This window comes from Nitrospirota bacterium (assembly GCA_013388455.1).
Lineage (GTDB): Bacteria > Nitrospirota > Thermodesulfovibrionia > Thermodesulfovibrionales > SM23-35 > JACAFF01.
The window spans coordinates 1-22,661 of sequence record JACAFF010000001.1; the positions used below are offsets into that span (position 1 = coordinate 1).

Here is a 22,661-nt window from a genome sequence, read left to right on the forward strand (position 1 = left end):
CCAGCATTTGCACTTGAGCATGCTGGATTCATGCCCCATGCAAAAAAGCCTGTAAATTTTCCTTTGTACATTTCATCAAAAAGATTTAACCATGAAGCATCCTGTGTTTTGTCAAGTTTTGGAAGCCATGAATAGCAAAAATCATTTTCCTTTTTTGCATGTTCGCCATAGAAAGATTTCAAAAGACTTGCTAAATATTTAGGTCTATTTTTCCACCAGTTAACACTTCTCGGATCTTTTGTTGAAGGAGTGGTTTTATTATAATCTTCCAGTGTCTGCCATTGTTCTCTTGGCGTCGGCAAATATCCTGGAATAATGTGATAAAGCAATGCCTGGTCCGTGGAACCCTGAACATTGGATTCGCCTCTTAATGCATTTATACCGCCGCCTGCTATACCCATATTTCCAAGAAGACACTGAATAATAGACATTGCGCGGATATTTTGAACACCAACAGTATGTTGCGTCCACCCCATTGCATAAAGCTCTGTCCCTGCTTTGTCAGGTTTTCCTGTGGAACTATAAACTTTATAGACTTTTTCAAGGTCTTCCTGAGGAGTCCCTGTTATCGCTGTTACCTTCTCAAGAGTATATCTTGAATAATGTTTTTTCAAAAGCTGGAATACACAACGTTCATGCTGTAAAGTCATATCTCTTTTTGGAATTCCATTTTCATCTTTTTCTAATGCCCAGGTGGATTGATCATATGAACGTTTATTTGGGTCATATCCGGAAAAAAGTCCGTCATCAAAATTGTATTTAGGATTTACGATAAAAGATGCATTTGTATAGTTTTTTACATAAAACTCATCATAGAGATTATTATCCAATATGTACTTAATCATACCGCCCAAAAAGGCAATGTCAGTTCCTGAACGTAAACGAACAAATATATCAGCTTTTGTTGATGTACGAGTATAGCGGGGGTCAACATGAATGAAGATAGCACCTTTTTCACGTGCTGCCTGTATCCATTTAAATGAAACAGGATGGTTTTCTGCGACATTGCCACCCATGTTGAGAATGACGTCTGCATTGCGGAAGTCGATATAATGATTTGTCATTGCACCGCGTCCAAACGACTCTGCCAGAGCCGCAACAGTGGCGCTATGTCATATACGTGCCTGATGTTCAATATAAACAAGGCCAAGTGATCTGAGGAATTTTTGGTAAAGCCAGCATTCTTCATTGTCCATTGCTGCACTGCCAACAGATGCAATGCCATCTGTTCGGTTGACGACTTTGCCGTCTTTGTTCTTTTCTACAAAGCTATTATCGCGACTTTTCTTAATGTTTGCTGCAATCTTATCAAGTGCCCAGTCCCAGCTAACCTCTTTCCATTTGTCACTGTAAGGTGCTCTATAGCGTACTTTTTTCAAACGATTCTCATTTACAGCAATCTGATAACTCGAAGCTCCCTTTGCGCAAAGCGCACCCTCGCTGATAGGATGATCAGGATCACCTTCAGCATTAATTACCTTTCCTTTCTTGTCTGTTGATACCAAGATTCCGCAACCTACTGAACAATAACAGCAGATAGTCGGAGTTTCCTTGGCATCTTTGATCCGGAGTGATGTTCGAAGTTCTGCAGCATAGACTTCCGTGGGCGTGAGATCAAATCCGAGTTGACTTAGTGTAAGTCCAGCAGCAGCGACTCCAGAATACTTCAAGAAATCTCTCCTTGTAAGGACACTCATGAAAACCTCCTTTCTTAAGGGTTAATAAAATGTTTAAAAGAGACCTTAACTAATATATTGAAGAATATTTGAAATGAAAAAAATTTTTCCCCCCGCACTTCAGAAATACATATAAACTTAATCATATTTTATAGATAAAATATAACACAAAAAATATAGTTGTCAAGAAAATAAATGGTATTAAATATAATTATTTTATATAGATTTTTAATATTTAAATATAATCAGAAATTATGATATTATTTTTTATCATGTCTGAACTCCGATTGAATCTCATTACTCGTGAGTGGGTCATCATCTCAACAGAGAGAACCAGAAAACCAAAGGATTTCATACAGAAAAGAGATAAAAAAATATTTCCTGAATTTGTTGATACATGTCCTTTCTGTCCTGGGAATGAACATAAGACCCCTCCTGAAATCATGAGAATTCAACACAATAATAAATGGCTCATAAGGGTTATACCTAATAAATTTGCAGTACTTTCCCATGAAGGCGAGAAATTTAGAACGAATGAAGGACTCAAGCATCTTGTAAATGGTGTGGGAAGACATGAGGTTATTATAGAAACACCCGTGCATAATACGATGATAGCCCTTATGTCTGTCGGAGATATATCAAATGTTCTCAGAGTTTATAAGGAGAGATTCATTGAATTAAGCAACAATCCTTCAGTCGAACATGTAATTATATTCAAAAATCAGGGGATAGCCTCAGGAACTTCTATGGTGCATCCACACTCTCAGATTATAGGCACCCCTGTCACACCACTTCAGGTGAGGGATAGAATATCTGAGGTCAGGAGACATTTTGATCTTACAGGTGAATGCCTTATGTGTGTTTCACTTAAGGATGAGCTGAATGATGGAAGAAGAATAATACTTAATTCAAACCATTTTGTTACATTTATTCCATATGCAGCTTTATCGCCATTTCATATATGGATATTTCCTAAAAGACATCAATCTGCGTTTGGACATTTGCATGAAGAGGAAATAGCAGATTTAGCATGTAACCTTAAAACGATATTATCTAAGTTGTATTTTGGTTTAAATAATCCGGATTATAATTTAGTTATACGTTCAGAAATCATTAAAAATTCTGGAAATGAGTATTTTCATTGGTACATAAGTATAGTCCCACGTCTTGTACAGGCATCAGGTTTTGAACTTGGCTCCGGGATTTACTATAATGCAGCCGTTCCTGAAGAAGTCGCTGAATTTATGAGGAATGTGAAAACGTAAATAGGTATGGCAAATTTAAGGTATATTAAGTGCGTCGAGTATTTTGAAAAGAGTTATTATAGCTGGTGAATTTTCTGGAACCTCAAATACCGCTTTTCCTTTAAGATCATAATTAAAAATTGTTTCATCATTTGGTATTAGACCTTCAATCTCCAATCCTAAACCATGTGCAAAATTTTTTAATTCCAATCCATCTTTTTCAGATACTTTATTAATTATTATTATGCGTTTTTCAATATCAAGCTGAAGTTCATCAATCAAAGAATTAATTCTCTTTGCTGTCTGGATACCCCTCAGAGAGGGATCGCTTACTATAAAAAGCAAATTGACTTTATGGGTTGTTCTCCTGCTTAGATGTTCCATCCCTGCTTCATTGTCAATAATGATATATGGATATGTTTCCGCAAGCTTATCTGTATATTTTCTTATTATATTATTTGCTGCACAATAGCATCCGGGGCCTTCAGGTCTTCCCATTACTATCAGATCAAAACCTTTTGATTCTGTAATAGACTGCTGTATCTGATAATCAAATATCTCTTCTAAAGACATACCCCCAGGCCTTTCAGAACCGCTTCTAATAACCTGAAGAGATTCTTCACGTAATTTTCCTATAGTTGTTAACACTTCTACACCTAGAGCTTCATTTAAACAGCTATTTGGATCTGCATCAACAGCAAGTACAGGCATTTTCTTCTTTTCAATAATATATCGGATTGTGAGGGCAGCAAGACTTGTTTTTCCTGTCCCGCCCTTACCAGCCATAGCTATTATAAAAGACATGAATTATTATATAACAAGATTAGTTGAATTTTTTTAGATAATAAAAGAAAATAATATCTAATATGATACATTTTATAAAAGTTCATACCAGACAATTCTTTATTATTTGGGCAGCTATTTTTTTAATCACATCAAATCCATCTTTAAACCTGGGAGAAAATAAAAAGGAAGTTCCCATATATGTAGGTTCAGAAGCCTGTATGGAATGCCATAATAATGAATATCAGAGCTTTAAAACCTATGCAAAGAAGGCGACATCTTATAGGAGCATAGAGAGATTGAAAGATAAGTTGACTGAAGAGGAACTTAAAGGTTGTTATTTTTGCCATACTACCGGATATGGCAAGCCAGGTGGATTTATAAGTGTTGAAAAGACACCACATCTTAAAAATGCAGGCTGTGAGGTGTGTCATGGACCTGGAGAATTACAAATAAAAACAAAAAACCCTGATTATATAAAAAGACAGTTGACTATAAAAGATTGTGAAGTATGTCACACAGAGGAGAGAGTTAAAGCTTTTAGATACAAACCATTGATTCATGGAGGGGCGCATTAGAAATTTAATTTCAATAAATAATATTTTGTTAAAAAGAGTTCGGAAATAAAATGTTTGGTTATATAAAAAAATCTCTGGGTAATAAGATAACATTTGCAATAGTCGTCATAATAATTTCTCTAATATTGGTCGAAATATATATGCGAATATATTTTGGAACAAAAGACAGAGTAGAGCTAATGACAATGCTCGCTAAAGAAACAGCGGTATCTACATATGCTGGAATTAAACATCCTATGAGAGTTGGCGATAAAGAAGGTGTTAAAAGAACTTTATTAGACATAAAAGAGCGTACTGACGAAATTGATGTTTTTATATGTGATTTTAATCAGAAAATAAGTTATTCTACCGATGAAGATATTGTTACAAAAAGGGTAGAAGAAGCGATTAAAAATAGGATTATACTTACAAATTTAAAAGAAATATTAGAAAGCGGTATCGAAAGTATGAGATCATTTGAGGATAAAGAAATTTCAGGAGAAAAATATCTTGTTACAATATTCCCTATTTTGAATCAAAAGGAATGCTATCATTGTCATGGTTCTTCAAGAAGTGTTATAGGAGGTATGATTGTAAGAGTTGGTGTTGAAAAGGTCTATGCTACTGTTGCTGCTCAGAGAAATAGGACAATTTTAATTACTTTATTCGGTTTAACTATTGCAATAATCTTAATTTATCTGATGTTAAATAAACTTGTAAGAAGACCCGTTGAGAATTTAGCGAAAAAGGCTAAAAAATTTGCAGATGGTGATATGAATGTATCAGTTCAGGTAAATACAGAAGATGAGATTGGAGTTCTGGGTAAAACATTTAACTATATGGTTGAGAGTGTTTCATCTACTAACAGAAAACTGGAAGAAGAGATTAAGAGAAAGACGGACTTATTAAATGAAAGAACACGATTATTGACCCTTCTTGAAGCTGCCAATAAAGAATTGAGAGAGCTTGATAAGTTGAAATCTACTTTTTTGGCCAACATGTCTCATGAATTAAGAACACCTATGAATGCAATAATTGGTTATACAGATTTACTCCTTGATGGAGTCGATGGCCCTATCAATGAAGAACAGGAAAAGAGCCTTAAAAAGGTTGTAGCAAATGCAAGGCATCTTTTGCAGTTAATCAATGATGTTCTCGATATCTCAAAGATAGAGTCAGGTAAGATGAAGTTGTCTCCAAAGGAGATAGATATAAAATGGCTGATTGAGTCTGTTCTACCCACGTTTGAACCACTTATAGAACAAAAGAATCTATCTCTTACCATAAATATACCGAAAGACATGCCTCTTATTTATGGAGATGAAGATAAGATAAAACAGATACTGATAAATCTCATTTCAAATGCTATTAAATTTACACATAAAGGTGGAATTAATATAAATGCAAAAATCTCGGAACGAGGAGTTAAACAGGGGGAGTCACCAATATTTGCTGAGATATGTATAGAAGATACTGGAATAGGGATTAAAGAAGAAGATTTAGGCAAGATTTTTGACAAATTTGTTCAAGTAGATCTTACCACTGTTCGTCAATATGAAGGCACGGGTCTTGGTCTGAGTATTGCGAGAGGCTTGGTATCATTACATAAAGGTATGATCTGGGCGACAAGCAAGTTAGGCGAGGGGAGTAAATTCTGTTTCACAATTCCTATAAAAAAGGAAGTTCTTGAAAAACCTACTGAACCTATAATAGAGGAAAAGATGGCAGAAGGTCTTGCAGAGTATTTTGGATTACCGGTTGAGAAGTTTTTAAAAGAGCCTGAATATGCTGGGAAAAAGTTAAAATGCTGGGAATATGTGAGATGTGGACAGCCAAGTTGTCCAGCATATGGAAGTAAAGAAGGCAGATGTTGGATGATTTTTGGAACACATTGTGCTGGCATGAAGATAGCTTCCTATCCTGAAAAGGTAGATTTTTGCAAAGGGTGTGAGCTTATAAAAAATATTGTTGTTTGCCCGGAATCAGAATATGCTTTTGCAGAAATTGAAGTTCCTGAAAGATATCCTGAAAAAAAGACGATTTTAGCTGTAGATGATAATCCTGAAGCAATAGATATTATAAGAAAATATCTGAGAAATGACTATAATGTGGTTGGAGTTCTTAGTGGAGAAGATGCACTTAAGAAGGCGAAGGAGATTAAGCCTCTTGCGATAACATTAGATATAATGATGCCAAAGAAAGATGGCTGGCAAGTTTTACGAGAGCTAAAAAGTCATCCGGAGACTCAAGATATTCCAGTAATCGTGCTTACTATTGTGGATGACAGAAAGCTAGGGTTCAGTCTTGGTGCTACTGAATATATAGTTAAGCCAATAGAAAAACAGATTTTTTTGAGAAAAATAAAAAATCTCGAGAAAACTGGAAATATAAAACGTGTGCTAATAGTTGATAATGATACGGAAACAGTTAGATTGATCGGAAGCCTTTTAAAAGAGGCAAATTATCAGGTTTCGAATACATATAATAGTAATGATGCTATTAACTCAATAAAAAATTTCATCCCAGATCTTATAGTACTGAACCCAACATCTCCTGATGTAGGATTTGATGTTATTGAATATTTAAAGAAAGAAGAAAATCTTAAGAATATACCTGTGATTATAATTACGAATAAAGATCTTACAGAAGAACAGATAGATGAACTTAATGGTAGAATACAGGGAATCCTGAACAAAGGCATGCTTACAAAAGAAGACCTTTTAATTGAACTCAGAGATACCATAAGCAGGGTTGAAAGGTTACGATAAAATGGACGAGAATCTGCCGAGAATAGCCCGTAAGATATTGATTGTAGAAGACAATCTCGACAGTCGTGAATTAGTTGTAAAAATACTTAAAAACAAGGGATATCAAACTATTGAAGCTGAAGATGGGGAGGAAGCATTGGAGAAAGCAGTAACAGAAAAACCCCATTTAATACTTATGGATATCTCTATACCAAAAATAGATGGATATGAAGTTACTAAAAGATTGAAGGAAATGGAGGAGTTTAAAAACATACCCATCGTTGCACTCACTGCTCATGCAATGAAAGGAGACAGGGAAAAATTTATATCAACAGGATTCGAAGGATATATTTCAAAGCCAATTAATATACATGAATTTCCTGAACAGATAAGGGCATATCTTAGAGGAAAATGGGAGAGTATATTAGGTGGCGAAGAAGAATAAGATATTAATTGTTGATGATGCTATTGATACTGTTGAGTTATTAAAAAAAAGGTTCATTTCCGAAGGATATGAAACTGCTGAGGCATATAATGGAGAAGAAGGTTTACAGAAAGTAGCAGAATACAATCCTGATTTAATTGTTCTGGATGTTATGATGCCGAAAATCGATGGCTATGAAGTCTGCCGAAAACTTAAATCTAATGAGAAAACAAAATATATTCCAATACTAATGCTAACCGCTAAAGGAGAGGTTGAAAGCAAAGTTAAAGGGCTCGATATTGGTGCAGATGACTATTTAGCCAAGCCTTTTGACTATAAGGAACTTTCTGCGAGAATTAGGTCACTGCTTTCTATTAAAGCATCTCACGAGAAATTGGTAGTAGAAGAAAAGAAAGGTGCACTTGAACAGATGATGGATCAGGTTGCTCACGAGATTAGAAACCCGCTTACTTCCATAGGAGGTTTTGCACGAAAGGTTTATGGAAAGCTTCCGGAAGGTGATCCAAATAAGAAATATATGGAAATGATAATAGAAGATGTAGGGGTGCTGGAAAATATGATTAAACAGTTAATAGAATTAAAATCTTTATCTATTTCCATGAAACAGGAATCAAATATCAAAGATATTCTTCAGGAATCGTTAAAAGTTTTTGAGCAGGATTTTCAGCATAAAGCCATAACAGTAAAAACAGATATGAGTGATGAAATTTTACCTATTATAGCTGATAGAAAGCTCTTAAAAAGGGCTTTTTGCAATATAATAAAAAATTCCATTGAAGCAATGGAAAAAGAACCCAGGAAGTTAGAAATTGTCAGCAGATTGAATGAAGGAAAAGTGGAAGTGCTTATTTCAGATACAGGTAAAGGTATCCCGAAAGATAAAATCAAGAATATCTTTGACCCTTTAGTTACCTCTAAAATTTACGGACCAGGTCTTGGACTTACTTTTGCTCTTAAAATTATCCAGGAACACAAAGGCACTGTATCAGTCGAGAGTGAAGAAAATAAAGGAACGACTATTTCAATAACTTTTCCGGCGAGTAATCAGTATAACATTTAGACTTTTATTTGTCTTAATGTTCTTAATCTTGCAATTTCTTCCTGATATCCATAAATATGAGCTCCTGCGCTATATGCATAGATGGGGCCATTCTTCAGATTTGTCTCAGAAGCTATAAACTGCTTAAGAAGTTCTATCCCGCCTAAATTGGTAGGAAAGCCTGCCCACAGGTCCCATGACCTGAAATATGCACTAACCGTTAGCACTAAGTGATTGTTTAAAGGTAAAACTTTAAAATCAAGAAGTCTTAAACAAGGAGGATCAAGTTTGCCATCTTTCCCATAACAAACATCAAGGTCTTCAGGTGTTGCAATTTCGATAACAGCCTGATTTGTAAGAGGTGTTTCTTTCAATATTTGTATTATACGTTCAAGCTGTGTTCCGCCATCAGGCATTTTATGTTGTATCCTGCTTGCATATGTATATGTTTCATTCTCTGCCAATTCTGGATTCATCAGGTAATTGACGAAATAATCATCAATGTACTGCCGTGTTGTTGGAGCTGGTATCCCCGAATTTGGTGGCATAATCGGTATCATGTCATCTGAAGGATGTTCAATAAATACAGCGATACCAGGATACTGAAGTCTATACTGCTCATTTTCAAAAGAACCTTTCTGAATTTTTTGAGAATATGCTTTATCAAAGAGATTATATATAATTTGAAACCATGCATCAGCGATTGTTTTAGCTATTAAACAAAATGGATACACTGTTGTCTCCTTATCTTTAAATGGTGTCTGTGTATAAATTCGTGTTTTGTTATTGTCTGTCTATTAGGCTATATCACAATTAGCTTTTTATTATTTCTACCTATCCTATATTTAATATTTTAGACAAATTCATTCATAAATTTATAGGTACTTTACAGATTTTTAGAGTTTAAATGAATTTTTAGGTTTACAAAATCGATATAAATCTGTAACATTATACACTGAAGTTATATAGGGTGTTCAATGGTGCTGTAAGAGAAAATTTTTATATTCTTGTAGAACCTTGATTTTTAGGGTATTGTGAGATATTTAAGATGCTCAAATCTATAATAGGGAGGTGAGAAGCAAGTTTATTAATTTTAAATATTTTATTTAAATATAAAGGAGGTGAAAAGCATGAAAGTAGCCGACATAATGACAAAAGAGGTTCGCACAATCGAACCTGACAAATCATTAAAAGAATGTATTTTAGCTATGAACAAGTATCGTGCAAACGGGCTTGTTGTTATGAAGAATGAGAAAGTAGTAGGAGTTATTACAAAGGCTGATATTTTTAAAGCTGTACTTCCACGCTACCCTGATATTATTGATGAAGAGAGATATATGACAGATCTCGAGTATATTGAAGAGCGTGCACATATGCTATATGAAATGAAAGTAAGCGATATAATGGGGGCACCTCCCATTACAGTTAGCAGTGATACTCCCATAGTAAAAGCCGGCTCAACCATGTTACTCCGCAGAATAAAACAGGTTCCGGTAGTAGACAAAAATAAGCTGGTCGGCATAATTACACTTACTGATATCATTAATTCTCTACTCAAAAAGATAAAATAGATTGAAATGAAGTAAATATTTAAACTAAGAGGACAGGCATATATGAGTTTTAAGAACCTGTCCTCTTAGTTTAACTAATCTTTTCTTTCGAAAAGTATTCCTCCAAGTAGAACAAACAATATTGAAGTAATAAATATTACCAACATGCTGACAATTATCGAAAAATCAGGGCTCATTATGCCAATCTTATGAGGAAAAATAGCATGTTTTAAGGCATCAATACCGTAGGTTAAAGGATTCAATTTTGCAACAACCTTTAAAATATGAGGCAAGAGTTTTACAGGATACATAGCACCTGAAAGAAAGAACATTGGCATGATAATGAAGTTCATAATTACACTGAAACTTTCGTAACTGTCATAGAATGTTGCAATGACTATTCCGAAAGTTGAGATGCAGAAAGACAATGAAGCACAAATAAAGATAACTGTTATAATTTGCAAAAACCCAAGTTTGAGCCCAATAAAAGGAAACATTGCAAGTATGATGATTGCCTGAATAGTTGAAACAATGGTACTACTAAGAGCCTTACCAACAACAATAGATAATCTCGAAACCGGGGCAACGAGAATTTCTTTCATGAATCCGAATTCTTTATCCCATATTATTGAAATGGAGGAGAAGATTGAGCTGAATAGAATTGTCATTCCTATAATACCGGGGAATATAAACTGAGAATAAGGAATACCAGTATCTCCTGGCACAAGCCGTGATATTCCTGCACCAACAATAAAAAGCCATAATAAAGGTCTTGCTATCGCAGAAAAAAGACGACTTTTTTCCCTTACAAACTTTTTCAATTCTCTTGCAACTAAAACGTAAATTGCATTAACTTCCATTTATCTCTTAATGTCTTCGCCTGTATGCACGAATTGACTCCTTTATAGAATCTTCGTCAGATGTTTCTTCTTCTCTTATGGTTTTTCCTGTTAATTTAAGAAAAACATCATTTAAAGTTGGCCTCTGAATCCTTACTGAAAGAACCTTGTCACTCAATGCCCTGATCATTTCAGGGATGCATGTATCTCCTATCGGGCATGTCATAAACAATTCATCTTGTTTTTCTGATACATGGAGTCCGAATAAATTTTTTATTTCCTGCTTTGCATTCATATTATCACTTGTTTTGATATAGACAATATCCCCACCAAGCATCTGTTTTAATTCTTCTGGGCTTCCAATTGAAATTATACTTCCATGGTCAATGATTGCAATCCTGTCACATACCTCTGCCTCTTCCATGTAGTGAGTGGTCATGAATATGGTTACTTGATACTTTTTGGGAAGCTCTGCAATAAATTCCCAGAGATTTGTTCTGCTCTGAGGGTCGAGGCCGAGTGTTGGTTCATCAAGGAACAGAACCCTCGGCTTATGAATAAGTCCACGTGCTACCTCAAGTTTGCGTTTCATCCCGCCTGAGAATTTTTTAACCATGTCATCTTTGCGATCATACAATTCAACAAATTTCAGTGCTTCATTTACCCTATCTTTAATCTCTATCTTTGGTATGTCATATAAATATGAATGAAAGATCAAATTTTCATATGCTGTTAAGTCCTTGTCAAGGGTTGTATCCTGAAATACTATACCGATTGCTTTTCTAACTTTTGATGGCTCTTTCATACAGTCATGACCTGCAATAAGTGCTCTTCCGGATGTTGGACTGAGCAATGTACATAGAATATTTATTGTAGTTGTTTTTCCTGCACCGTTTGGACCAAGAAATCCAAAAATAGAACCTTCTTTAACTTCAAAGGATATATTATTAACAGCTGTAATATCCCCGAATTTTTTTACTAAGTTTTCTACCTGGATGATGTTCATTTTAAATAGTTTATCATGTATTTTCTTTATCTTTAAGAAAATTTATGAAAGATTCTCATTTTCATAAAAATTTAGAATAGTTAATGTGAAATATTAAATTAATTCAGAGTTATGAAAATACATATCTTATTAAAATATATATAGAAAACCCGAAAAAGAATTCGAAAATGTTTTTGGATTAGTAAAGTGAATATATCTGGCATTACAATTGCTTAAATTTTGTATATTTAAAAAAAGACTTAAATTTGGAAGCCTTTTAAATTTTAATTTTATTTTAGAAACAATTAAAGCAAAAGCTATTAATTACAGTATAATATGAAAAGTGTAAATATAAAAGGAACTGACGGAGTTAAAGTGAAATGCTGGCAGGTACTTGAATGTATAAAAAAAGAATGTCCTGCTTATAAAACAGAAGATTTTAAATGCTGGTTGATCTCGGGAACCTACTGTTGGGGTAGTATTCAGGGAAATTGTCTGGATAAAATTGAGATATGCCTTAAATGTGATGTTCTAATGTTAAATCTGGATACTTTCTCAATGAGAGAGACGTTGAGTGTTATAGATAAGCAATTTAAGGAATATAGAAAGATCGTTCAAAAACGTGATGAAGAGGTCGAAGGTATTGGTCTTGAATTAGCAATTGGCCTTTCCGAGGTATTTGAGGCATTAAGAAAAATCTCCTCAGGTGACCCTACCGTCAGAATATCAGAAAAATCTAAAGTAGATTTGATTAGTAAATTAAAGCAGATAGTTAATAGTACAGCTCAGGAAATAGGTGAAATCGTTAATCTTTCACATGAGTTTGCCATTGTTCTCGCAGAACATTTTGATGTTTTGCACAGGGTGGCTAAGGGTGATCTTGATGCAAGGGTAATGGGCAAATCTAAAATAGAACTTCTTGAGTCATTAAAGTATGTTACAAATGAAACTATAGAAAATATTTCTACGGAGATTAGAAGACGTATAAAAGCAGAAAAGGCACTTCATGAATCTGAAAAAAGATACCGAACCATTTTCGAAAATACAGGAACCCCTACAGTAATTATCCAGGAAGACATGATAATCTTTATGTCTAATAAAGAATTTGAAAAGTTTTCTGGATATTTTAAAAATGAGGTGGAATATAAGAAGTCATTTTTAGAGTTTATAATAAAAGATGACATAAACAAGTTTCTCGAATTTGCTGAATCACTTTCTACAACTAAAGATCATGAACCTGCCTATTGTGAACTGAGAGCAATAAATAGAAAAGGCGAAATAAGGGATATTATTGCTGTTATGTCCTTGATTCCAGGGACTAAGATGAAAGTGGCCTCTTTTGTTGAGATTACACAAAGAAGATATCAGGAGATGGAAGCTATAGCTACCCTATCAACAGCCTTGAGGTCATCAACTACACGGACTGATATGTTGCCGATTATAGTTGGTCAAATAATGGAACTATTAAGAACAGATGGAGTTGCCCTTGCATTTCGTGACCCTCTACTTGAAGAAATCGTGTTCGAAATAGCAAGAGGAAAATGGTCTAATTGGGTAGGGGTTCGATTAAGAAGTGATGAGGGTATAAGTAGTTATGTTATGGGAAGTGGAAAGCCTTATCTCAATAATAATATTTTTGAAGATGAACGTTTTGCGCGGCCTGAATTACTTGGTGAATTACAATGTGTTGCTTGTGTTCCTCTTATCGCACATGGACAGACAATAGGAGCAATATGGATTGGACGAAAATCTGTAATTGCTGATTACGAAGTGCGTCTGCTGTATGCAATTAGTGAAATTGCTGCAAATGCTATAAATAGAATAACACTATATGAACAGACAGAACAGAGATTACAGCGTCTTTCTGCTCTTCACGCTATTGATATGGCAATCAGTTCAAGTTTAGATATCAGGGTAACACTTAATGTTCTTCTTGAACATGTTATTACCCAGCTTAACACAGATGCTGCTACAGTACTACTATTAAATCCTTTTACTCAAACTTTAGAATGTGCAGCAAGTCGTGGTTTTAGATCTCGCTCTATTAATAAAACTCGCTTAAGGTTAGGCGAAGGACATGCAGGAAGGGCTGCTCTCGAACGGTGTATAATTAGTATTCCAAATGTACTGAAAACAGATGATCCTTGTGTCCGTTCTCAGATATTGGCAGGAGAGGTATTTATTGCTCATCATGCTGTCCCGTTAATAGCAAAAGGACAGGTAAAAGGAGTACTTGAGGTATTCCATCGAACGCAACTTGTACCTGATCCTGAGTGGTTTGAATTTTTCGAAGCTCTTGCTGCACAAGCTGCAATAGCAATAGATAATGCTGATCTATTTAATAAATTGCAGAAATCAAATCTGGAATTGACAATCGCTTATGACGCTACCATCGAGGGATGGTCGCGTGCACTTGATATGCGTGACAAAGAGACTGAAGGACATACACAGCGCGTTACCGAAATGTCTGTAAATCTGGCAAGGGCTCTGGGAGTTAATGAGAATGAAATTCTTCATATTAGGAGAGGAGCTCTTCTACATGATATTGGCAAGATGGGAATACCTGACAATATTCTACATAAATCAACCCCCCTAAACGAAGAAGAAAGAAGAATTATGCATCAACATCCTGTTTTTGCTTATGAATTACTCTGGCCAATTATTTTTCTGCGTCCTGCAATCAACATTCCTTACTGTCATCATGAAAGATGGGATGGAAAAGGATATCCGCGCGGACTAAAGGGTGAACAGATTCCATTTGAGGCACGTATTTTTACAGTTGTAGATGTATGGGATGCTTTGAGATCTGATAGGCCATATCGAAAAGCATGGACTGAGGAAGATGCAAGGAACTATATTTTTCATCAGGCGGGTAAACATTTTGATCCAAGAATTGTTGAAGTTTTTTTCAAACTAATTGACAGGTTGATTTAACTATACCAATCAATATGGTTTTTTGGAACATACCAATGTATGAAATTGTGCCATATACCTATAGGTGCTTTTTCGACTCCCTTAAATCTTTTATGAATAACTGGAAGGGCGTCAGGAACATAAAGAAATGTACATGGCTGTTCTTCTGATAGTATTTCGTGAATCCTGTGATATATTTTTTGCCTTTTTGAAAAATCAAAAGTCCGTCTTCCTTCAATGAGAAGTTTGTCAATTTCTTCATTTTTATAGGAAATGAAATTGAACTCACCCTCTTTTGTTTTTGAGGAGTGCCAGATATCATATATATCAGGGTCTCTTGAAAGAGCCCACCCCATAATAACAGCCTCAAATCGTTTTTTATCAATGAATTCATGAAGCATAGCCTGCCATTCAAGAACCTTTATTTTCATATCAATTCCAATTTTTTTCAGATTTTCCTTAATTATCTGTGCAGTTTTAAGTCTTGCTTCATTGCCCTGATTTACCAGAACTGTAAAAGAGAATGTTTCACCATGCTTTTGGAGTAATCCATTTTTGCCTTTTTTCCATCCTGCTTCAGTAAGTAACTCTATTGCCTTATCAGGATTATATTCGAGATCTTTAACCTGTGTATTATAAGCCCATGATTCTGAAGGAAATGGACCGGTGCATGGAATTCCATAACCAAGAAGGACACCAGCAATAATATCTTTCTTATTAATTGCATGAGTTAATGCTTTTCTAACACGTTTATCAGCAAATCTTTGGTCAAGAAGATTATAACCGAGATAGGTATATCCAAAAGAAGGATATCTGAATTTTTGAAAATATCTATTGAATTTATCTTTATTTGCCTGTAACTTGTATTGTGGTGGAGTTAACCCCATGAAATCTATACCACCAGATTTAAGTTCAAGAAACATAGTTGCTGTATCAGAGATAACTCTCACTATATAATGTTCTATTTTCGGTTTTCCTTCAAAATAATTATTAAATGCTTTAAGGACAATCTTCTGTCCAGTTATCCATTCTTTAATCATATAAGGTCCTGTACCTATCGGATTTCTGTTATAATATTCATCTGATATATCTTTTCCTTCAAGAATATGTTTAGGTAAAATACCCATTCCCCATGACTCAAGTGCAGGAGCATATGGTTCTTTGTACAAAATTCTTACAGTATATTTATCTAAAGACTCGACCCTCTCAACAGGTCCATAAATACTGCTGTAAGGAGTTGGAACTTTCGGATCAATCACTTTATTATAGGTGAAAATTACATCATCTGCTGTGAATTCAACACCGTCATGCCACAGGACGCCCTTTCTCAAATGAAAGATGATTTCAAGTCCATTGGATAAAATATCCCATGATTCTGCAAGATCACCGATTATTCTTATGTTTTTATCATATTTTGTAAGACCATTAAAAATCCATCCGCTTATATCTCCAGAAGCACTGTCAGAGGCGAGTAAAGGAAGTAAACGTTTGGCATCTGCGAGTGAACCAATAGTTATTGAGTGAGGTGTTCTGATTTCTGGTTCTCTATCACATGAAATAGACAGCAGGACAATGATGAAGATCGATAGAATGCGAAAATATACTTTTACATTTAACACTTTTTCTTAGAAGTGCCCGACTCCTTTTCGCCTGTCAAAAATTTTTGCTAAGTTGAATTTATTTTATCACATTCATAGTTTGCGTTTTTAGATTTTTAGGACTTTAAGACAAATATAAACAGTGTTATTATATAGCTGATGAAGATTAATGAAAAAGACAGATTACTCGATATTCTATTAGCTGAGGGTATTCTCAGTGAGGAGCAGATACAGTTTATAAAGTCAAAAGAGTCTATACAAAGGTCAAAGATACTGAAGACAAAGACACAGAGATTACGTTATGACATTGCTGATCAATCCATGGTATCCCTCATTGATGTTATTGAATCTCTGAAACTTACTTCATCAAACGATGCTAATAAACTCATTACAGCCGAAATGATAATGGAAATAATCGCAAAATATCTGAATATGCCTTTTGTAAAGATTGATCCTTTAAAGCTGGATGTGGATGTTGTAACACAGTTGATATCCAGACCTTACGCAATAAAAAATCAACTTGTGCCTATAGAGCTCACAGATAATATACTTACAGTTGCAACAGCTAATCCTTTTGAAATAGAGGCAATAGACAGGATAGGAAGGATAACAGGCTATACGATAAAAGTTGTTGTTGCAACAAAGGCAGACATTATGAGGATAATTACAGAATTCTATGGTTTTAAATCTTCAATTGTATCAGCACATAAAGAGATCGATAGCAAAACAGATCTCGGAAATCTTGAACAGTATATTAAATTGAAGTCAATAGCAGAACTGGAGGCAACAGATCAGCATATTATAAATGCGGTTGAGTATCTTCTCCATTACGCTTATTCCAGCAGAGCATCAGACATACACATTGAGCCAAAGAGAGACTTCAGTCTAATAAGATTCAGAATTGATGGCATCCTGCATAATGTCTATAAGATTCCAAAAGCTGTGCACCCACCTATTATTTCGAGAATCAAGATGCTCTCGCGTATGGATATAGCAGAGAAAAGAAAGCCTCAGGATGGAAGAATTAAGACAGATTACGAGGGAAAAGAAGTAGAATTGCGTGTATCGACACTTCCCGTTGCTTTCGGAGAAAAGGTTGTAATCAGGATATTCGATCCAGCAGTGCTTATGCAGGATATAGAAGATTTAGGATTTTTTACAAGAGAATTAAAACTTGTCAAGTCATTTATTGCTAATACCCATGGCCTGATTCTTGTTACCGGACCAACTGGAAGTGGAAAGACAACTACTTTATATTCTCTCTTAAAAATACTTTCGACTTCAGAGGTTAATATATCCACGATTGAAGATCCAATAGAAATGATATATGAAGGTTTCAATCAGACCGCGGTCCAGCCGCAAATAGACGGCACATTTGCAAATTATTTGAGGACATTATTGAGACAGGATCCTGACATAATTATGGTGGGAGAAATAAGAGACCTCGAGACCGCAGAAAATGCTATACAAGCAGCTCTGACAGGGCACCTTGTTCTTTCGACTTTACATACCAATGATGCTCCAAGTTCTATAACACGGTTACTTGATCTGGGAGTTCAGCCTTTCCTAATAAATGCTATATTGCTGGGGGTTATTGCACAGAGACTTGTTAGGAAAGTATGCCCATATTGTAAAGAAAATTATAATTTATCAAAAGATGAATGCTATATATTGAAGATTGATTATGAGAAGGTAAAAAATTATCAGGTTGCTATTGGTAGAGGTTGCCCGGAATGTAGAGGCACAGGATATATAGGTCGAACCGGTATATTTGAAGTTATGGAAATAAATGATAAAGTTAGAGAACAAATAAACGAAAAAGCATTGCCCACAACAATCAAAAAGATCGCATTGGGTCAGGGTATGATTACCCTACGGGAAAGTGCAATAAGAAAACTTCTACAGGGAATAACTACTGTAGATGAGATTATCAGAGTTACAGGCATTTCTTGAATATAAAAACTAACCCGAAAAATGTAATTAAAATAATGCAAATTTTATGAGAAAATTTATTTTTCGATATTATTTGGGTTAAGGATTCATCATCTGTTGCATCATCTGGTCAGTATGGTATTTCATACCTTTTTCAAAAGATATAAGTTCAACTTCAAAGATTAAAGTTGCATTAGGCTCTATTATTTTACCAGCACCGCGTTCTCCATAACCAAGATTACCCGGGATAAAGATTTGCCATTTAGCTCCAGGTTTCATGAGTTGAAGAGCTTCAGAAAATCCAGGGATTACACTATTTACCCTAAAAACAGCAGGTTGTCCTCTTTTATATGAACTGTCGAATTCTGTTCCATCAATTAGTTTTCCGCTATAATTAACAGTTACTGTATCTGATAATGAGGGAGACTCACCTGTTCCTTCAGTTATTACTTTATATTGAAGACCACTGGCAAGAGTAATGACGCCTTCTTTTTTCTTGTTTTCTTCAAGGAAAGCATCGCCCTCTTTTTTGTTCTTTTCAGCAAGCTCTTTTTGACGTTCCATCTGTTTAGCCATTAACTCTTTCTGAAGGGTAGCGAGAATATCGTTCATCTCTTGCTCACTCAATAATGTCTTTTTTTCTTCAATCGCATCATTTATGCCTTTTGCAAGGGCATCAGGATTAATATCAAGAGATTGGTTTTTCATATTTGCTCCGATATTTACTCCTATACTATAACTTATTCTATCTTTGTCATCTTTCAATTCAAACTTTTTATCTTCTGCAAAAACCCCCTGAGCAACAAGAATGATACCCAAAATAAATACTATGTAAAATCTCATATAATCTCCTTTCAAGAGTATTTTTTTATATTATAAAAATATAGAGGGACTTTGTCTATTCAGATTTCAAAGATAAACTCTATTTCAACTGTTGAATTCAGAGGGAGCACAGGTACACCTATTGCTGCGCGTGAATGCCTGCCAGCTTCGCCAAATATCTCGGCAATTAAATCGGAGGCAGCATTGAGGACTTTTGGATGCTCTATGAAATCAGGTGATGATGCAATATAACCGGTAATCTTTATACATCTTTTGACCCTGTTAAGGGTTCCAAGATATTTTTTTAGAACCGAGAGAGCATTTATAGTAGCAATTCTGGCATCTTCCCTTGCCTCGTCCAGAGAAACAGATTCATTAACCCGTCCTGTCCTTAACAATTTCCCGTTAATGAGAGGAAGTATACCGCTTAAAAAAATTAAATTTCCTGTTTGGATAAACGGAACATAAGACCCAAGAGGCTGAGGGACTTCAGGTAAGTCTATGCCTAATTCCTTCAATTTTTTTTCAGGTGACATTACAATCCTAATTCCTCAGGTGTTCCTATTCTGCCAAGCACTGCAGATGCTGCTGCTACTGCAGGATTGGAGAGATAAACCTCACTCTCAGGATGCCCCATTCTCCCAATAAAATTTCTGTTTGTTGTAGCGAGCGCTCTTTCGCCTTTTGCAAGAATTCCCATATGCCCACCAAGACAAGGACCACATGTTGGAGTAGAGACAACTGCCTCTGCTTCAATAAAAATATCGAGGAGGCCTTCTTTCATAGCCTGGCGAAAAATTTGTTGTGTAGCAGGAATTACAATCATTCTTACATTTGGGTTCACCTTTCTCCCTTTTATTACAGATGCAGCCTCCCTTAAATCCTCAAGTCTTCCATTTGTACATGACCCAATTACAACCTGATCAAGATAGACTTCGAATAATTCTACTGCAGGTCTGGTATTAGATGGCAGGTGTGGACACGAGACAGTTAATGGAATTTTTGAACAGTCATATTCACGTACTTCAATATATTTAGCAGTTTTATCAGACTTATAATAAACCGGTCGTCTTTTTGCTCTTTTTCTCTCATAAGATTTTGTGATTCTATCCGGCACAATGATACCGCTCTTTCCACCAGCCTCTATTGCCATATTGCACATGGTAAGTCTTCCGTGCATAGGAAGATTTTTTATGGTTTCTCCTTCGAATTCCATTGCTCTATATAAAGCACCATCAACCCCTATATCACCGATTGTATGAAGTATCAGATCCTTGCCGCTGACCCATTTGTTAAGTTTGCCATAATAAATAAATTTCATTGATTCAGGAACTTTGAACCAGCATTCGCCTGTTGCCATCGCTGCTGCTACATCTGTTGAGCCAACACCAGTTGAAAAAGCTCCAAGTGCACCATATGTGCATGTATGGCTATCAGCACCTATTACAAGATCACCTGATACAACCAATCCTTCCTCAGGTAGAAGCGCATGTTCAATACCCATTCTACCTATCTCAAAATAAAGACCGAGATTATATTCCTTTGAAAAATCTCTGAGCATCTTGCACTGTTCTGCTGCTTTTATGTCTTTTTGTGGTGCAAAATGGTCAGGAATTAAAGCTATGCGGGTTTTGTTAAAAACATCTTTTGCCCCGATCTTTTTGAATTCTGATATTGCAATAGGAGCTGTTATGTCATTAGCTAAAATGAGATCCACCTTTGCGTTTATGAGCTCACCAGATGAGACGGTTTTTTTACCTGCATGGACAGATAGAATCTTTTCTGTTATCGTCATATGTATCCTCCGATTCAAAGTATTTATTATTATACCTGAGCTTAATGGACAACAGCTACCTTCTGAAATAGGATAATTATTTTATGAATTGTTCAAGTTCACTGCTGACAGAAATAATTCTTTGTCTTGACAGGCGAGACGCCTGTCCTACGTTTGTTTGGTAACCTTTTTACTATCCTCTCTCTTTTTAGCGGAATATTTGTTTTGGACAAGTATGACGCAAGTTATGTTAGAATATGAATTATTTTCGATAAATATTAAGGAATATCCATGCATAGGAAAATCAATAAGATACTAATTGCTAATCGTGGTGTTACTGCTGTAAGAATTATGCATACTTGCAGGGACAGAAAAATTCCGACTACTGCAGTTTACAGCACGCCTGATCGTCTGGCACATCACGTATTTACGGCTGATTCAGCAATTCATATTGGTGAAGCCCCTCCATTGGAATCTTATTTAAATATGGAGAAGATGATAGCGGCAGCTATTCAAAGCAAGTCAGATGCAATTCATCCTGGATGGGGCTTCCTTGCAGAGAATCCTGTTTTTGCTAAAATGGTTCAGGATGCTGGTCTTATCTGGATAGGTCCCTCTCCTGAAGTAATCAAGTCTCTCGGAGATAAAATTCAGGCAAAAAGACTCGCTCAAAAAGCAAATGTTCCAACTATCCCTGGTATCATAAATGTCACAAACACTGAGCAGATAAAGAAGTGGATGAAAAAAGAGAATATAAAGTATCCAATAATGATAAAGGCAGTAGCAGGCGGTGGTGGGAAAGGTATGGTGAAAGTTTCGAGTGAAGATGAATTAACTCGGGCTTTTCAACAAGCACGATCCGAAGCCCTTAAAGCATTTGGTGATGAAAGGGTTCTGGTAGAAAAGTATATAGAACTTGGGCGGCATATAGAAGTTCAGATAGTTGCAGATGAGTATGGCAATGTAGTCCATCTTTATGAAAGAGAGTGCACAATACAGAGGCGCAATCAAAAGATTATAGAAGAAGCTCCGTCTCCATCAATTAATGAAGATCTTCGTAGAGAGATATGTTTTACAGCAGTGCGACTGATGCGGGAAATAGGTTATACATCTGCTGGAACTGTAGAATTTATTTTTGATTCATCAACAAGAAAATTCTATTTTCTTGAAGTAAATACAAGGCTTCAGGTTGAGCATGGTATAACTGAACTCATAACAGGTCTGGATATTGTTGGAATTATGATTGATGTTGCAATGAAAAAGAAACTTGCTTTTAAACAATCGGATATTATGCCAAACAGATGGGCACTTGAGGTGCGAATGAATGCAGAAGATCCAAAAACCTTCAGTCCATCATTCGGAAAGATTACCAGATTACAGGTGCCGCAAGGTCCTGGCGTGAGAATCGCTACAGGCGTATACGAGGGTGCAGATATACCACCTTATTATGATTCACTTTTTATGTTAGTTATAACAGCAGGGGTAGACAGAGAGGATGCAATACGCGTTATGGATCGAGCTCTCAGTAGAAACCTGCGTGTCGAGGGTGTTAAAACTCTTGCACCACTACTTTTAAGTATAATAAGGCATCCTGCTTTTATTGCTGGGGAGTACTCCACACGTTTTATTGAAGAACATATGGATGAACTCATCTCTATGTTTAAGGAAAAAGACAGTGAAGATGAAGTACTGAAGATCGCAAGATATGTTGCTGAAATATCTGCTCTCGGACCTCAGAAATGGATGTAAAGGATTGT

The 22,661-nt window shown here is 35.6% G+C and carries 19 protein-coding genes; 9 read left to right on the forward strand and 10 right to left on the reverse strand.

What is annotated here, in order from left to right; all coding sequences use genetic code 11:
- Window positions 1-1,697: formate dehydrogenase-N subunit alpha (fdnG, locus tag HXY53_00005; GenBank protein NWF74949.1), on the reverse strand; the 1,697-nt coding region annotated here is incomplete at its 3' end.
- 251 nt (window positions 1,698-1,948) lie between these two features.
- Here fdnG and galT point away from each other — a divergent pair.
- Complete coding sequence (galT, locus tag HXY53_00010) at window positions 1,949-2,941, forward strand: galactose-1-phosphate uridylyltransferase (GenBank protein NWF74950.1); 993 nt, start codon at window positions 1,949-1,951, stop codon at window positions 2,939-2,941.
- A gap of 15 nt (window positions 2,942-2,956) precedes the next feature.
- Here galT and HXY53_00015 read toward each other — a convergent pair whose 3' ends face one another.
- The gene (locus tag HXY53_00015; GenBank protein ID NWF74951.1) at window positions 2,957-3,724 is read right to left on the reverse strand and encodes an AAA family ATPase; all 768 of its coding nucleotides are present in this window, start codon (window positions 3,722-3,724) and stop codon (window positions 2,957-2,959) included.
- A 62-nt stretch (window positions 3,725-3,786) separates the two neighbouring features.
- Here HXY53_00015 and HXY53_00020 point away from each other — a divergent pair, with 62 nt between their 5' ends.
- The 4 genes from HXY53_00020 to HXY53_00035 are packed head-to-tail and all read left to right on the forward strand — an operon-like array spanning window position 3,787 to window position 8,512.
- Window positions 3,787-4,281, forward strand: coding sequence for a cytochrome C (locus tag HXY53_00020; protein NWF74952.1), 495 nt, complete (start codon window positions 3,787-3,789; stop codon window positions 4,279-4,281).
- Window positions 4,282-4,331: 50 nt separating this feature from the next.
- Entirely contained in the window at window positions 4,332-7,028 is a 2,697-nt protein-coding gene (locus HXY53_00025) for a response regulator (GenBank protein ID NWF74953.1), read from the forward strand.
- Window position 7,029: 1 nt separating this feature from the next.
- Window positions 7,030-7,452 (forward strand): response regulator, encoded by a 423-nt coding sequence (locus HXY53_00030; protein ID NWF74954.1) that lies wholly within the window; start codon window positions 7,030-7,032, stop codon window positions 7,450-7,452.
- Window positions 7,436-8,512 carry a response regulator gene (locus tag HXY53_00035; protein ID NWF74955.1) on the forward strand — a complete coding sequence of 359 codons (1,077 nt, stop codon included), beginning with the start codon at window positions 7,436-7,438 and terminating at the stop codon, window positions 8,510-8,512. The genes HXY53_00030 and HXY53_00035 overlap by 17 nt, the downstream gene beginning before the upstream one ends.
- Here the strand turns inward: HXY53_00035 and HXY53_00040 are convergent.
- Together HXY53_00040 and HXY53_00045 are read right to left on the reverse strand one after the other, a co-directional pair.
- Window positions 8,509-9,039 (reverse strand): hypothetical protein, encoded by a 531-nt coding sequence (locus tag HXY53_00040; protein ID NWF74956.1) that lies wholly within the window; start codon window positions 9,037-9,039, stop codon window positions 8,509-8,511. The two genes, HXY53_00035 and HXY53_00040, sit on opposite strands and share 4 nt — an antisense overlap.
- Window positions 9,040-9,047: 8 nt before the next feature.
- Window positions 9,048-9,188, reverse strand: coding sequence for a YggT family protein (locus tag HXY53_00045; GenBank protein NWF74957.1), 141 nt, complete (start codon window positions 9,186-9,188; stop codon window positions 9,048-9,050).
- Between the two features lie 433 nt (window positions 9,189-9,621).
- On the opposite strand from HXY53_00045, the gene HXY53_00050 reads away from it, so the two are divergent.
- On the forward strand, window positions 9,622-10,062 hold the full coding sequence (locus HXY53_00050; protein ID NWF74958.1) for a CBS domain-containing protein: 441 nt from the start codon (window positions 9,622-9,624) through the stop codon (window positions 10,060-10,062).
- A gap of 74 nt (window positions 10,063-10,136) precedes the next feature.
- Here the strand turns inward: HXY53_00050 and HXY53_00055 are convergent, their stop codons facing one another.
- Both HXY53_00055 and HXY53_00060 read right to left on the reverse strand, forming a co-directional pair.
- Window positions 10,137-10,901 (reverse strand): ABC transporter permease, encoded by a 765-nt coding sequence (locus HXY53_00055; GenBank protein NWF74959.1) that lies wholly within the window; start codon window positions 10,899-10,901, stop codon window positions 10,137-10,139.
- A gap of 7 nt (window positions 10,902-10,908) precedes the next feature.
- Window positions 10,909-11,886, reverse strand: coding sequence for an ATP-binding cassette domain-containing protein (locus HXY53_00060; protein NWF74960.1), 978 nt, complete (start codon window positions 11,884-11,886; stop codon window positions 10,909-10,911).
- A gap of 315 nt (window positions 11,887-12,201) precedes the next feature.
- Between HXY53_00060 and HXY53_00065 the strand changes: the two genes are divergently transcribed.
- The gene (locus tag HXY53_00065) at window positions 12,202-14,799 is read left to right on the forward strand and encodes a GAF domain-containing protein (protein NWF74961.1); all 2,598 of its coding nucleotides are present in this window, start codon (window positions 12,202-12,204) and stop codon (window positions 14,797-14,799) included.
- Here HXY53_00065 and HXY53_00070 read toward each other — a convergent pair.
- Window positions 14,796-16,370 (reverse strand): peptide-binding protein, encoded by a 1,575-nt coding sequence (locus tag HXY53_00070; protein ID NWF74962.1) that lies wholly within the window; start codon window positions 16,368-16,370, stop codon window positions 14,796-14,798. The genes HXY53_00065 and HXY53_00070 overlap by 4 nt on opposite strands.
- Window positions 16,371-16,535: 165 nt before the next feature.
- Here HXY53_00070 and HXY53_00075 point away from each other — a divergent pair, with 165 nt between their 5' ends.
- Window positions 16,536-18,329: a type II/IV secretion system protein gene (locus HXY53_00075; GenBank protein NWF74963.1), complete on the forward strand. Its 1,794-nt coding sequence runs from the start codon at window positions 16,536-16,538 to the stop codon at window positions 18,327-18,329.
- Window positions 18,330-18,407: 78 nt separating this feature from the next.
- Here HXY53_00075 and HXY53_00080 read toward each other — a convergent pair whose 3' ends face one another.
- From HXY53_00080 to leuC, 3 genes are read right to left on the reverse strand one after another with little or no spacing between them, the layout of a single operon-like run.
- Window positions 18,408-19,151 (reverse strand): FKBP-type peptidyl-prolyl cis-trans isomerase, encoded by a 744-nt coding sequence (locus tag HXY53_00080; protein ID NWF74964.1) that lies wholly within the window; start codon window positions 19,149-19,151, stop codon window positions 18,408-18,410.
- Window positions 19,152-19,210: 59 nt separating this feature from the next.
- Entirely contained in the window at window positions 19,211-19,666 is a 456-nt protein-coding gene (locus HXY53_00085) for a RidA family protein (protein NWF74965.1), read from the reverse strand.
- The gene (leuC, locus tag HXY53_00090; GenBank protein ID NWF74966.1) at window positions 19,666-20,931 is read right to left on the reverse strand and encodes a 3-isopropylmalate dehydratase large subunit; all 1,266 of its coding nucleotides are present in this window, start codon (window positions 20,929-20,931) and stop codon (window positions 19,666-19,668) included. Before leuC ends, HXY53_00085 begins: the two co-directional genes overlap by 1 nt.
- A gap of 264 nt (window positions 20,932-21,195) precedes the next feature.
- On the opposite strand from leuC, the gene HXY53_00095 reads away from it, so the two are divergent.
- Window positions 21,196-22,653, forward strand: coding sequence for an ATP-grasp domain-containing protein (locus HXY53_00095; protein ID NWF74967.1), 1,458 nt, complete (start codon window positions 21,196-21,198; stop codon window positions 22,651-22,653).
- Window positions 22,654-22,661 lie beyond the last annotated feature (8 nt).